The sequence below is a fragment of the Limnohabitans sp. Hippo3 genome, from assembly GCF_003063665.1.
In the GTDB taxonomy this organism is placed as follows: Bacteria; Pseudomonadota; Gammaproteobacteria; order Burkholderiales; family Burkholderiaceae_C; genus Limnohabitans_A.
This window is the reverse complement of the sequence record NZ_NESF01000014.1, coordinates 34,697-47,177: the sequence shown is the minus strand read 5'-3', so window position 1 is coordinate 47,177 and position 12,481 is coordinate 34,697. Positions and strand designations below refer to the sequence as shown.

The window sequence follows — 12,481 nt, the reverse complement described above, 5'->3', positions numbered from 1 at the left end:
ACTCCTTGAAGAGGACAAGCAGTTTAATTGGGATCTGACCCCAATTAAATCCAAGCTCCCTCGAGACAGCCTGTGGATGCCTACTCCATTAAGCTTGCAGGATGCACAAAACAACTCTTCGCATCGGCGCAGGCGCGGGTTATGCCGGCGACCGCATTGCGCCTGCCGTGGAGCTGGCCGAAAAAGGCCAGCTGGACTATTTGGTGTTCGAGTGCCTGGCCGAGCGGACGATTGCCTTGGCGCAACTGGAGCGGTGTAAAGACCCGGATGCAGGCTTTGACCTGATGCTGCCAGCCCGCATGCGTGCCGTGCTGCCCGCCTGCATTCGCAATGGGACCCGCATCATCAGCAACATGGGTGCGGCCAACCCGCTGCAGGCCGGGCACGCGGTGCTGGCTGTGGCCCGTGAATTGGGTTTGTCCCAAGTCAAAGTGGCGGTGGTGCTGGGCGACGATGTGCTGGCCACCCTGAGCCAAACCGGCTTGGCGCTGCCCGTGCTGGAGAGCACGCAAATCCTGGCCGATCTGCAACCCCAACTGATTTCGGCCAACGCCTACCTGGGGGCCGAAGCCCTGCTGCCCGCGCTGCAAACCGACGCCCAGGTCATCATCACCGGCCGCGTGGCCGATCCGGCGCTGTTTTTGGCCCCCTTGATGCACCACTTTGGCTGGGCATCCGATGACTGGACGCGGCTGGGCCAAGGCGTCCTGGTCGGGCATTTGCTGGAATGCGCGGCGCAGATCACAGGCGGCTACTTTGCCGATCCGGGCTACAAGGATGTACCCCACCTGGCCCGACTGGGTTTTCCGCTGGCCGAAGTCAGCGCCTCGGGCGAAGCCGTCATCACCAAAGTGGCGGGCTCTGGCGGCTGCGTCACGGTGGTCACTTGCACGGAACAACTGCTCTACGAAATCGAGAACCCCGCCCGCTACCTGCAGCCCGATGTGGTGGCCGATTTTTCTCAGGTGCAGCTGACGCAGCTGGCCCCAGATCGCGTTCAAGTGACCGGTGGCAGCGGCCATACCCGAACCGACACGCTCAAGGTCACCCTGGGCTACCGCGACGGCTTCATTGGCGAGGGCCAAATCAGCTATGCCGGGCCGGGCGCGCAGGCACGGGGCCAACTGGCGCTGGAGCTGGTGCGACAACGGCTGGCCGATGCCGGTTATGCCGAGTTCGAAGGTCGCTACGACCTGATCGGCGTGAACGCGATCTTCGGCCCCTCCAGCGCAGCAATGACAGAACCCGCCGAAGTGCGTGCCCGCGTGGCCCTGCGCGTGCCCACCTTGACACAAGCCCAGCATGTGGCGCACGAGGTCGAAGCGCTTTACACCAACGGCCCGGCCGGTGGCGGCGGCGCCACACGCACCGTGCGCGAAGTCATCGCCGCTGCCGCCGTGCTCATGCCGCGTAATGCCGTGCACACCACCACCGTGCTGCTCAACGCAGAAGGAGACTGACATGCTGCTGCGCGACATCGCCCACACCCGCACCGGCGACAAAGGCAACCGGTCCACCTTGTCGGTCATCGCTTACGACAAAAAAGACTTTGCCCTGCTGGAACAACACCTGAGCGCCGAACGGGTGCAAGCCCACTTTGCAGGCACCGTGCACGGCCCGGTGGAACGCTACGCCCTGCCCCAACTGGGCGCCCTCAACTTTGTCATGCACCAAGCGCTGGGCGGCGGGGTCACCCGCTCGCTGGCTCTGGACGCCCACGGGAAATGCCTGAGTGCGCACCTGCTGAACTTTGTGATTGAATGATTTTTTGACCCACTGGAGAACCCATGAAACGTTTGCGCATCGCTTCTTTGTTGTCTGCCGCCTTGGGCCTTGGCCTTGTGGCATCCCAAGCCCTGGCACAGGCCTACCCCAACAAACCCATCAAGGCCGTGGTGCCCTTTGCGGCGGGCAGCGCCACCGACCAAATTGGCCGCGCCTTTGCCCAAAAAATGTCGGAAGTTCTGGGCCAACCCGTGGTGGTGGACAACCGCGCTGGGGTGAACGGCATGCTGGGTGCGGACGCGGTCGCCAAGTCGGCACCCGATGGCTACACCATCCTGATTGGCACCAACAGCACCAACGCGGCCCTGAAAAGCCTGATGAAAAAGCTGCCCTATGACCAGGACACCGCCTTTGCGCCCGTGGCCTACATGGGCTCGGTGCCGCTGATCGTGGCGGTGAACAACGATGTTCCCGCCAAAACCCTCAAAGAATTTGTGGACCTGGCCAAATCCAAGCCCACACAAGTGACGTTCGCCAGCGCCAGCACCTCGCAACTGGTGTCCAGCGAAATGCTCGCCAGCATGGCGGGCATCCAGATGACCAATGTGCCCTACAAAAGCGGCCCGGCGGCCATGACCGACCTGATTGGCGGCCAGGTGAACATGTTCACCGCCGACTTTGCCGTCATGCTGCCCCAGGTCAAGGCGGGCAAGATCCGCGGCCTGGCCGTCACCTCGACACAGCGCTCCAAGGCCATCCCCGAGCTGCCCACCGTCAACGAAGCCCTGGGCCTGAAGGACTATGAACTGATCGCCTATTTTGCGGTCTTTGCCCCGGCCGGCACGCCACCCGACATCGTCAACAAGCTCAACGCCGCGGTGAACGCTGCGGCCAACGACAAGACCATCCTGGAGCGCTTCTCGGCCCTGGGCTTTGAGACCGCCCCCGCCTCACCCGAAGCACTGGCGCAACGCTCCAAAGCCGAAACCGCCAAATGGGCCAAGGCCATTCGCGACGCGAAAATTGAGCCGCAATAAGGCGGTTGATGTCTGCTGGGCGCCAGATCAGACCGCTGCTGATCTGGCGACCCGTGGATAACGCCCGCCCATCAGTTCTTCCACCCCAAACTCCTGAAGCAGCGCCAGCAGGCGCTCGCCGGAGGCGCGTTTTTTCTGACCGGTGTACTTGGCCAGAATCAGCTCGTTTTTCATGGAATGCTCCCAGCCCACCAGCTCGGTCACCGTGACCTGGTAACCCTGTGACTCCAAATACAGGCAGCGCAGCACGTTGGTGAGTTGACTGCCCACTTCGCGGGTGTGCAGGGGGTGACGCCAGAGCTCGGCCAGCGGGGTGCGCTGCAGATTGATCGCCTTGTTCTGGTTGAGCGCCCGGGCCAGTTCGGCCTGGCAGCAAGGCACCAGCACCATGTATCTGGCTTTCTTTTGCAGACCGAAGGCGATGGCATCGTCGGTGGCCGTGTCGCAAGCGTGCAGTGCGGTGACCACGTCAATCTGTGCGGGCAGTTCATCACTTTGCGTCGATTCGGCCACGCTCACATTCAAAAAGCGCATGCGCTCAAAGCCCAGCTTCTGGGCCAACGCTTTGGATGACTCCACCAGCTCGCTGCGCGTTTCGATGCCGTAGATCGTGCCCTGGCCCAGCGCCTTGAAAAACAGATCGTAAATGATGAAGCCCAGATACGACTTGCCCGCGCCGTGGTCGGCCAAGGTGGGGTCGCTGACGCTCGCGGGCAATTCCAGCAACAACTTTTCAATGAACTGAAACAGGTGGTAAACCTGCTTGAGTTTGCGGCGCGAGTCCTGGTTGAGCTTGCCCTCGCGCGTGAGGATGTGCAGCTGCTTGAGCAACTCAACCGACTGGCCGGGGCGCACCTCGGGGGGCAGTGCGTCAGGGTTGGCGGCGGGCGACTGGGTTGCGCGTTTCGGGCTTTTCATGGCGTGGAGCGAAGTGGGTGCGGGCATGGATTCCCGCCTGCGCGGGAATGACAACGGATGCAGGAATCACCAACCAGGGTTTCAGTGCGGGCCGACATCGAGCTTTTTCCAGCCCTCGGTTCCCAACTTTTCCATGGTCTCGATGTTGGTTTCGTAGATCATCTCGGCTTCAGGGAACGCCTCCACCGCCCGATCGATGCTTTCCTCACGCAGCAGGTGCAGCGTGGGGTAAGGCGAACGGTTGGTGAAATTGCTGATGTCGTCCGGCTCGGTGTCGGCAAACTGGAACTGCGGGTGAAAACTCGCGACCTGGAACACGCCCTCCATGTCGAGCTCTTGCAGCACCGCATCGGCCTCGTCCAGAAAGTCGTTGAACGCCAAAAAGTCTTGCAGCATCTGCGGCACGATCAAGAGCACGGTCTCGCGCTCTTCGGCGGGCATGGCGGCCAGCGCCTGCAACTGCTCAATCAATTCGTCGCGCAAGCCTTCGAGGCCTTTGGCTTCGCTCACCACGTAATGGATCTGGCCCTTGACGTGCGGGGCTTTGGCAAAGGGGCAGAGGTTCAGGCCAATCACGGCGCGTTCGAGCCAGCGCACGGTGTCGGCAATTTCGGGGGTGTTCATGTCGGTCATGGGCGAGATTGTGCCTGCGCAAGCAAGCGCTGCACCACCCAAGCCAAGCCCGCCCCCACCACACAACACCCCACCGTGACCAGCGGTGTGAGTTGCCAGCCGCCTGCACGGGCGGCCACGGCCGCCACCACGGGGGGGCCGACGAACTGGCCCAGGGCCGAGAGTTGCTGCACCCAGCCCACGGTGGTGGCCACTTGTTGCTCGCCCGGGGCCAGACGCACCGCCAGGCTGAACAGCGTGCCCGGCACCAAACCACCCATGCCCGAGAACAACAGCACCCCGGCAAAGCGCAACCAAGGCAGGCTTTCGGTGAAGGGCGCAAAGGCGACCGTGCTGCCCAATGCCATCGCGCCAAAGCCCAGCCACAGCGTGCTGCGGGGTGCCCAGCCGCGCTGCAGCAAACGGCCCGATGCCATGTTGCCCACGATGTTGACAGCCGCCGCCAAGGCCGTGAGCACGCCCAGCAACGCACCGCCGACACCAGCGGCGGCGTAAATGGACGGCAGGAAACCCACCACCGCCAGCCACTGACCCGAATACATGCCAAAAGTGAGGGCCACCAGCCATGGGCCGGGGGCGCTCAAGGTGCGGCGCAGGCGCTGCCAGGCACCTTGCCCAGCGGCGGCTGTGTGGGCCACTGGGTCGGCGGGCACGCTGCGCCACAACCACGCGGCCATGGCCAGCGACACGGCAGCAAACAGCCACCACCAAGCGCCCCAGCCCCAGGCCGGAATGAACAGCGGCCCAGCCAGCAAAGCCAGCGCCGTGCCGGTGGGCATGTACGCGCCCCACACGCCCAACATGCCGGGCAGCTGTACTGGTAGCACCAGGCGGCGAATCAAAGCGGGCGCGGGCAAGGCCACCAGCAAAAAGCCCAGGCCTTCGATGGCCCGCAGCAACAGCAACGCAGTGACCGAGGTGGCGAACCCACCCAAACCGCTGGCCAACGCCAACAGGCACAGGCCCCGCACCATGCTGCGTTTGAGACCCATGCCATCGGCCCACAAGCCCATGAACACGGCCAGACTCAAACCAGCCAGCTGCACCATGGACAAAAGGAAACCGGACTGCAGCAGCGTCAGACCCAGCTCGGCCTGCAGCGCGGGCAAGGCGGGCGGCAGCTTACCCACCTGCAAGGCCGCCACGCCGCCCGCGAGGACGACGAGCCAGGCGGTGCGATGTTGGGGCGGGGTGGTCATGCTGCAAAGCCTCCGATCACCCGTTCGCGAGCAGGGGCTCGCTCCCACCAAGACCGCTCCACTGGCTCACAGCAGCTTGCGGCCCGTCAGGCGTTCGTGTTCGCGCAAGGCAAAGCGGTCGGTCATGCCGGCGATGTAGTCGGCCACCGAACGGTGCAGATCGGCACTGGCCGCGAAGTCGGCGGACATCTCGGAGGGCTGGGCCACGTAAGCGGCGAACAACTCGCGCACAGCCTGTTGCGCCTGTGCGGTGGTGTACATGACCTGCGGGTGGCGGTAGAGCTGCGCGAACAAAAACTTTTTGAGCTCGCCAGTGCGCGCCTTCATGCCCGGGCTGAACGCCACCAACGGCCCGGCCAGGCGAGCTTCTTCCAACGAAGAAACACCCGCCTGAAACACGGCCTGGCGGGTGGTGTCGATCACGTCGTACACCTGGTCACTCAGCATGCGGCGGATGGTCTCGTACAGAACGCGGCGCGGCTTTTCCGACAAGCCCGGATGCTCGGCCAAAGTCTGCTGGTGGTAGTGCGCAAACAGTTCCACCTGCAGGAGTTGCTCGATGCTGATCAGCCCGGAGCGCACACCGTCGTCGATGTCGTGCGCGTTGTAGGCAATCGCATCGGCCAGGTTGCACAGTTGCGCCTCCAGGCTGGGCTGGGTGCGGTCGATGAAGCGCCGCCCGACACCACCGGGCTCGGCCAGCTCCAGACGCTCGGCATTGACCCGGGAGCAGTGTTTGAGCACGCCTTCGCGGGTTTCAAAGCTCAGGTTCAGGCCATCGAACGCCGGGTAGCGCTCTTCGAGTTGATCGACCACACGCAGGCTTTGCAGGTTGTGTTCAAAGCCGCCGTGCTCCGCCATGCATTCATTCAGCGCGTCTTGCCCCGCATGCCCAAAAGGTGTGTGGCCCAGGTCGTGCGCCAGCGCCACGGCTTCGACCAAATCTTCGTTGAGCCCCAACGCCCGGGCAATCGAGCGGCCCAGCTGCGCGACTTCAAGCGAGTGGGTGAGCCGCGTGCGGAACAAATCGCCCTCGTGGTTCAGGAACACCTGCGTCTTGTAGACCAGCCGCCGGAACGCGGTGGAGTGCACGATGCGGTCACGGTCCCGCTGAAAAGCGTTGCGCGTGGGCGCTGGCGGCTCGGCAAACCGTCGGCCCCGAGTTTGCGGCGGGTCACACGCCAGCGCCGACAAGCTGGCCAATGGCTGGCTGGAACCGACTGACAGATCCAATGACTCGGCGTACATGGTTCAGGCGCAGCAGGCGTTGATCACCTCACGCACCATGGCGTCGGGCGCACCGCACACGGTGGCTTTGCCGGGGCCCTCGATCACCACAAACTGGATATCGCCGCCGATGGCTTTTTTGTCGAGGCGCATGTGTTCGATGTAATGGCCTGCGTTGTCAGCCGCGTCAATGACCGGGCCGCGCACGGGCAGACCCGCACGCGCGATCAAGGCCCGCAAACGCGCCACAAAAGCGGCGTCTACTTTGCCCAGACGCTGCGAGAGTTCTGCCGCCATGACCATGCCGCAGCCCACGGCTTCGCCGTGCAGCCAGACGCCAAAACCCAGACCCGCCTCGATGGCGTGGCCAAAGGTGTGGCCAAAATTCAGGATGGCCCGCAGACCCGCCTCGCGCTCGTCTTGCCCCACCACCCAGGCCTTGATCTCGCAGCTGCGCTTGACGGCGTGCGCCAGCGCGGACGGGTCTTGGGCGATGAGCGCATCGATGTTGGCCTCGATCCAGTCGAGGAAAGCCATGTCGGCAATCGGGCCGTATTTGATGACTTCGGCCAGGCCGGCGCTCAGCTCGCGCGGGGGCAAAGTGCCTAGGGTGTTCAGGTCGCAGACCACGCGCACGGGTTGGTAGAACGCGCCGATCATGTTTTTGCCCAGCGGGTGGTTGATGGCGGTTTTGCCTCCCACCGACGAATCCACCTGCGACAAGAGCGTGGTCGGCACCTGCACAAAGGGCACGCCGCGCATGTAGCTGGCGGCTGCAAAGCCGGTCATGTCGCCCACCACGCCACCGCCCAAGGCAAACAGCACCGTCTTGCGATCGCAGCCTTGGCCCAGCAGCGCGTCAAAAATCAGGTTCAGGGTGGGCCAGTCCTTGTGCGCCTCGCCATCGGGCAGGACCACGGTGTGCACCTGTTTGTAATGCGGGGCAATGGCGCTGCGCAAAGCGGCTTCGCACAGCGGGGCAATCGTGTCATTGGTCACGATCATGGCTGTTGTCGCCTTGGGCAGGCCGGCCCAGGTGTCAGGGCGGCCGAGCAGGCCTTGGCCAATCAGGATGTCGTAACTGCGGTCGTCCAGCGAAATGGCGACCTTCTCAATGGGGAATGTGGACTCGGACATAGCCCCCAAGTGTAGGGGGTCCGAGAGGGGATCCCGGCGTTTCAGGGTTTGTGTGCGGGCTGCAAGGGCGCTGGCGTGCTTGCGGGCAGGTGTCCGGCCAGCTCCAGCTGCATGATGATCATGTTGACCAGCGTGGCCACCGAGGGGCGGCCAGTTTCAATGACGAAATGGGCCGCCTCGCGGTACAGCGGGTCACGCGCCTCAAACAAGGCACGCAGGCGGCTCAAGGGGTCGTCCACCTGCAACAAAGGGCGGGCTGTGTCGTGGCGCACACGTCGAAAAACGTCTTCGGGCGTCGAGCGCAGGTAAACCACGTGGCCGCGCTCACGCAGATGACGACGGTTGGCTTCGCGCAAGACCGCCCCGCCACCTGTCGCGATCACCCCCTCATGGGTTTGGGTCAGCTCGTCCAGCACCTGTTGCTCCACATCGCGAAAGCTGTCTTCGCCTTCACGGGCAAAGAACTCCCGGATCGAGCAGCCCAATTGGTGCTCAATCACATGGTCAGAGTCGACAAAAGGCAGCCCCAAGCGGCGTGCCAATTGCCGGCCAATGGTGGTTTTGCCCGAGCCCGGTAGGCCCACGAAGATGATGCTCAAGAAAGTCTCACACTGGGAATATGGGCTGGTCCACCCAAAAAAATGGCCAGCACTTCAGAGCCTGCAAGTGTATTCGACCAGCCTGGCCCAGCTTGAAGCGCGCTGCGCTGGGGTCAAAGGGCAGCGTGCTTCAGGGCGGCAGAGTGGCCGGGCCATCGGCCACCACGCGGGGCGTGAGGAAAATCAACAACTCGCTTTTGCGCCGGGTCTGGTCCCGGTTTTTGAACAGCCACCCCAGGCCAGGCACATCGCCCAGACCCGGCACCTTGGCTTCGTCGTTGCGGTTGGTCTCTTCGTAAATGCCGCCCAGCACGACGGTGCCGCCATCCTCCACGCGCACCTGGGTCTTCACATGCTTGGTGTTGATGGCGTAACCCGCCGGAGTGATTTGCCCGACGCTGTCGCGGTTCACATCCACATCCAGCACCACCGAACCATCGGGCGTGATCTGGGGCGTCACCTCCAGCTTGAGGTTGGCCTTTCTGAAGGAAATCGCGGTCACGCCATTGCCCATGGCCGTTTGATAAGGCAACTCGGTGCCCTGCTCGATCAAGGCCTTGGTCTGGTCGGCTGTCACCACCCGGGGGCGCGACACCACCTTGCCCAACCCTGCGGCTTCGAGGGCCGAAATTTCCACGTTGATGAAACGGTCGGCTGCGGCATTGAACAACGAGACGGCGAAGGTGGCCGGGGTGTTGAGCGTTTGCCCAGCCGATCCTGCAGGCAAATTCACCTGGTTACCGGCCACCGTACCGGCTGCTGTGGGCTGGTTGCTGGCACCCACGGCCAGCGTGTTGGAGCGGCCCTGCACCTTCATGGGGATCGCCAGACCCGTGCCCAGCTTCACACCGAGCGACTGCCCAAACTGGTCATCGGCCTCCACGATGCGGGCCTCGATCAGGATCTGCCGAACGGGCACATCCAGTTGCGCTAACATTTTTTGAAGGTCCAGCACGCGTGCGGGCAGGTCCGAGATGAAAAGCTGGTTGGTGCGAGGCTCGGCCAGCACACTGCCCCGGGCACTCAACCAGCGCCCCCCTGTGCTGCCCGCCGCACCGCCTTGCAGGCGCTGGGCCACCTCGGTGGCACGGGCATATTGCAAACGCAAGGACAGCATCTGCAAGGGGCTGACCGCCTCCAAAGCGGCTTGGGCATCGAGCTGCTTTTTCTCGCGCAGGGCCCATTCGCCCTGCGGTGCGATCCACAGCACACGGCCTTCCTGGCGCGACACCAGTCCCTTGGACTGCAGCACGATGCTCAAAGCCTGCTGCCACGGCACCTCGTTCAAACGCACGGTCACGGGTCCGCTCACGCTGTCGGTCGGCACCAGGTTGAGCCCTGTGAAGTCGGCAAACACCTGCAACAGGGCTTTGATGTCGATGTTCTGAAAATTCAGGCTGATCGGTTTGTCGTCGGGCACAGCCACCACACCCGCTTGTGACCCTGACGGTGACGAGGCCCGTTCGGGGCTGTCCGGCATTTGCGCCGCCACCCACCCTGCGCTGCAAACGCATGCCAACCACACGCTGCTGCGGAGTCCGTACCGTTTGAAATCCTTCATGGCTTCCCACTCCCCATGCTGTGACCCTCTGCAGCGGGCCGCATACCGTCGAGCTTGATCACCGGTTCTTGCGCCAAGCGCAGGCTCACGCCGTCCTCGGCGATGGCGACCACCCGATGGCCTTCCTGCGTGACACGTTGCCCCAGACGCACCTTGGCCCCGTGCGGTCCGGCCGACAAAATCGCGTGCCGATCGCTGCCCTGCTGCCACAAGCCCACCCAACGCACCCGGGCCAGTGGCCAATGACGAGGGTCCGGCGACAAGTCTTCGGCGGCTGCGCTGACGAGCCCTGTGCCCGTTGCCGCTGCGCCAGTGGTTTGCCGCTCATCTTCCGAACGCGCGCCTTCCGCACGCGCGGCAGCGCCCGCGAGGGCCCCGGAAACAGCCGCCTCTGCAGCAAACAATGCAGGCGCCGAACGGGACAGGGGGGACGTCGACGAGGGCACGATCAAGGCCGTTTGCATTGCCTGTTCACCAGCGCCTTCTTCGGCCGGACGCATCCAGATGCGCAGCACCACATCGATCTGGACTTCGGCCGCTTGTGGCAGGGCCGCCACGCTGATGCGGTCCAGGCTGCAGACCGGCCCTGTCTCGGCGCAGGCCGCCCATGCCCGGGTCCAGTTCTCGAAACGACCCTGCACACGCAAAGCCGCTACCTGATGAGGCAAGCTGGCAGGCTGCGCGGCACCGCCACTGGCGGACGCGGACGAGACGATGGACTCTGCGGCCAAGGGGCGCAGCGATTGCAAGCGCAAACCATGCGCCGCCAAGAACTGCTGCCAATCGGTCCAGATTTGCCCCTGCTGTGTCACGGCAGGCAAGCTGGCCAGTCGGCCCTGCACATCGCTTGGCATGGCCTGGGCTGGGGGCATGGCTGCGGCCACAGGCAAGGCGCCCAACTGCTGCGCCAAATTGGTCACCGCTTGTTCGGCCTGTGCATGTTCTTCGCGCACCTCTGGCTGCGCCAGCCACACCAGCGCCACGCCCAGCGAGCAGCCGGTCAGGGCGTAGACCCACCGACGCCACCAGCGTGCGGCCAGCCGCTGCAGGTGGGGCCAGTGCAAAGCGCCCAGCTGCGACACAGCCCAACGCTTCATGGTTTGGCCCTCTGGCTGCGCGCAGGCGAAGTGGCCACCACCGCTTGGGCCTGTGGCCACTGGGTTTGCCAGACAACGTTCACCTCACCTGCGGGACCGGCTGTCATACTGGTCAAGGCCAGCGCTTGCGGCCATTGCGCCGACAAGCTTTGCCGTACTTCAGACACAGCGTCAGCGCGCTGCAGGGTGCCGTGCAACTCGATTTTTTCTGCATCAGAGTGCAAGCGCAGCAGCTTCAGGCCCCGCTCCCTGGCTTCTTGCTGCAAGCTCTCGTGCAGGCTCACCCAGGTGTGCTGGTGCTCGGCGATCTGCTGGAGCTGGCGGGCTTGTTCGGCTTGCCCGCGCAGCCGGGTTTGCTGGCGTGCGGCTTCCTGGGCCTGCTGTTGCTGCGCCCGCAATGCCCCTTGCAAACGGCTTTGCGCCAACTGCAGCTGCGCCGTCTCGATCACCTGCACATGGTGCCAAGCCCAAGCCAGCGAAGTGCCGACCAGCAGCCCGGCCAAGCCGCTCCACCAGCGGTGAAAAACCTTTTGCTGCCGAGCCAGGCCTGGGTGATGGAGCAAATTCAGCGCACGCATCACTGCCACGCCTTCAGGGCCAAGCCTGCCGCCACCAGGCGTGGGCCACCGGGCGTGGCCATCACCTGCCGCAGGGCTTCTTCGATGTCGGCTTCGGAGTCCACCGACACCTGAGCGGCATCGTGTTCTGACCGAGCAACTGGTCCGCCCAGCCTGTCCAGCCTAAACTGCCAGTCCTGCGGCGCCTGGGTCCACAGACTGGCCACCCCGCCGCGCAACGCACGCGCACCCCGCTGTGCGGCCTGCAGTTCGGACTCGACGGCGGCCAGTCGCCAGCCTGCCGCGCGGGTGCAGCTTTTGAAGTCCGCCATCCGGGCTTGCGCACAGCCCATCCAGTGCACGCGCTGGACCAGGCCATCGGTCAGTGGCGCGGGTTCAAAATCGAAATTCACCGCGTCGGGCTCCAGCTGCAAGGCCTGGGCTACTTCCAGCTGCACCTCGTAGACCCAGTCTTCTTCGGGCAAGTCGGCGGGAAAGTCGATGTACCCCTGCTGGATCAGCGCCAAAGGCAAGGCCATGTTGAGGCGATGACGCGCCCCGCCACCCAAGCGCCCATGCTGGCGCAAGTGCTGACTCAGCCAGCTCAGGTCTGAAGCGTCCACATCAGCGGGTGCGGGCAAAGCCACCAGGGTCTGGACTTTGGCCAGGTTGTGGATGGGTCGCGTCAAGCCGCCCAACACCCAGGCACCGTCGAGTGGTGCCAGGCCCCAGGCATGGCGGACCGATCCCCGGGCCCACCGTTGCCACCACTGCACCCATGCCTGCATGTC

Annotated in this window: 13 protein-coding genes; 3 read left to right on the top strand and 10 right to left on the bottom strand. The window is 64.3% G+C overall.

Annotated features, from left to right (window positions below):
* The first annotated feature begins 101 nt into the window (after window positions 1–101).
* The 3 genes from B9Z34_RS13295 to B9Z34_RS13285 are packed head-to-tail and all read left to right on the top strand — an operon-like array spanning window position 102 to window position 2,762.
* Window positions 102–1,460, top strand: a complete 1,359-nt coding sequence (locus B9Z34_RS13295; protein ID WP_108428604.1) for an acyclic terpene utilization AtuA family protein — start codon at window positions 102–104, stop codon at window positions 1,458–1,460.
* Window position 1,461: 1 nt separating this feature from the next.
* Complete coding sequence (locus tag B9Z34_RS13290; protein WP_108428603.1) at window positions 1,462–1,764, top strand: hypothetical protein; 303 nt, start codon at window positions 1,462–1,464, stop codon at window positions 1,762–1,764.
* A gap of 23 nt (window positions 1,765–1,787) precedes the next feature.
* Window positions 1,788–2,762 (top strand): tripartite tricarboxylate transporter substrate binding protein, encoded by a 975-nt coding sequence (locus B9Z34_RS13285; RefSeq protein WP_108428602.1) that lies wholly within the window; start codon window positions 1,788–1,790, stop codon window positions 2,760–2,762.
* A gap of 27 nt (window positions 2,763–2,789) precedes the next feature.
* Here the strand turns inward: B9Z34_RS13285 and B9Z34_RS13280 are convergent, their stop codons facing one another.
* The 10 genes from B9Z34_RS13280 to B9Z34_RS13235 all read right to left on the bottom strand — a co-directional run bounded on the left by B9Z34_RS13280 (window position 2,790) and on the right by B9Z34_RS13235 (window position 12,478).
* Window positions 2,790–3,707: an SAM-dependent methyltransferase gene (locus tag B9Z34_RS13280; RefSeq protein ID WP_108428601.1), complete on the bottom strand. Its 918-nt coding sequence runs from the start codon at window positions 3,705–3,707 to the stop codon at window positions 2,790–2,792.
* A 54-nt stretch (window positions 3,708–3,761) separates the two neighbouring features.
* Window positions 3,762–4,313 (bottom strand): DUF1415 domain-containing protein, encoded by a 552-nt coding sequence (locus B9Z34_RS13275; RefSeq protein ID WP_108428600.1) that lies wholly within the window; start codon window positions 4,311–4,313, stop codon window positions 3,762–3,764.
* The gene (locus B9Z34_RS13270) at window positions 4,310–5,512 is read right to left on the bottom strand and encodes a CynX/NimT family MFS transporter (RefSeq protein WP_108428599.1); all 1,203 of its coding nucleotides are present in this window, start codon (window positions 5,510–5,512) and stop codon (window positions 4,310–4,312) included. Before B9Z34_RS13270 ends, B9Z34_RS13275 begins: the two co-directional genes overlap by 4 nt.
* A 66-nt stretch (window positions 5,513–5,578) precedes the next feature.
* Window positions 5,579–6,760 (bottom strand): deoxyguanosinetriphosphate triphosphohydrolase, encoded by a 1,182-nt coding sequence (locus B9Z34_RS13265; protein ID WP_108428598.1) that lies wholly within the window; start codon window positions 6,758–6,760, stop codon window positions 5,579–5,581.
* 3 nt (window positions 6,761–6,763) lie between these two features.
* Window positions 6,764–7,876, bottom strand: a complete 1,113-nt coding sequence (gene aroB / locus B9Z34_RS13260; protein WP_108428597.1) for a 3-dehydroquinate synthase — start codon at window positions 7,874–7,876, stop codon at window positions 6,764–6,766.
* A gap of 41 nt (window positions 7,877–7,917) precedes the next feature.
* Window positions 7,918–8,475: a shikimate kinase gene (locus tag B9Z34_RS13255; protein WP_108428596.1), complete on the bottom strand. Its 558-nt coding sequence runs from the start codon at window positions 8,473–8,475 to the stop codon at window positions 7,918–7,920.
* A gap of 130 nt (window positions 8,476–8,605) precedes the next feature.
* Window positions 8,606–9,955 (bottom strand): type IV pilus secretin PilQ, encoded by a 1,350-nt coding sequence (locus B9Z34_RS13250; RefSeq protein WP_233249610.1) that lies wholly within the window; start codon window positions 9,953–9,955, stop codon window positions 8,606–8,608.
* Between the two features lie 77 nt (window positions 9,956–10,032).
* Window positions 10,033–11,133: a hypothetical protein gene (locus B9Z34_RS13245; RefSeq protein ID WP_108428595.1), complete on the bottom strand. Its 1,101-nt coding sequence runs from the start codon at window positions 11,131–11,133 to the stop codon at window positions 10,033–10,035.
* Window positions 11,130–11,711, bottom strand: a complete 582-nt coding sequence (locus tag B9Z34_RS13240; RefSeq protein WP_108428594.1) for a hypothetical protein — start codon at window positions 11,709–11,711, stop codon at window positions 11,130–11,132. The genes B9Z34_RS13245 and B9Z34_RS13240 overlap by 4 nt, the downstream gene beginning before the upstream one ends.
* A complete protein-coding gene (locus B9Z34_RS13235) occupies window positions 11,711–12,478 on the bottom strand; it encodes a hypothetical protein (RefSeq protein ID WP_108428593.1) in 768 nt (255 codons plus the stop codon). The genes B9Z34_RS13240 and B9Z34_RS13235 overlap by 1 nt, the downstream gene beginning before the upstream one ends.
* Window positions 12,479–12,481 lie beyond the last annotated feature (3 nt).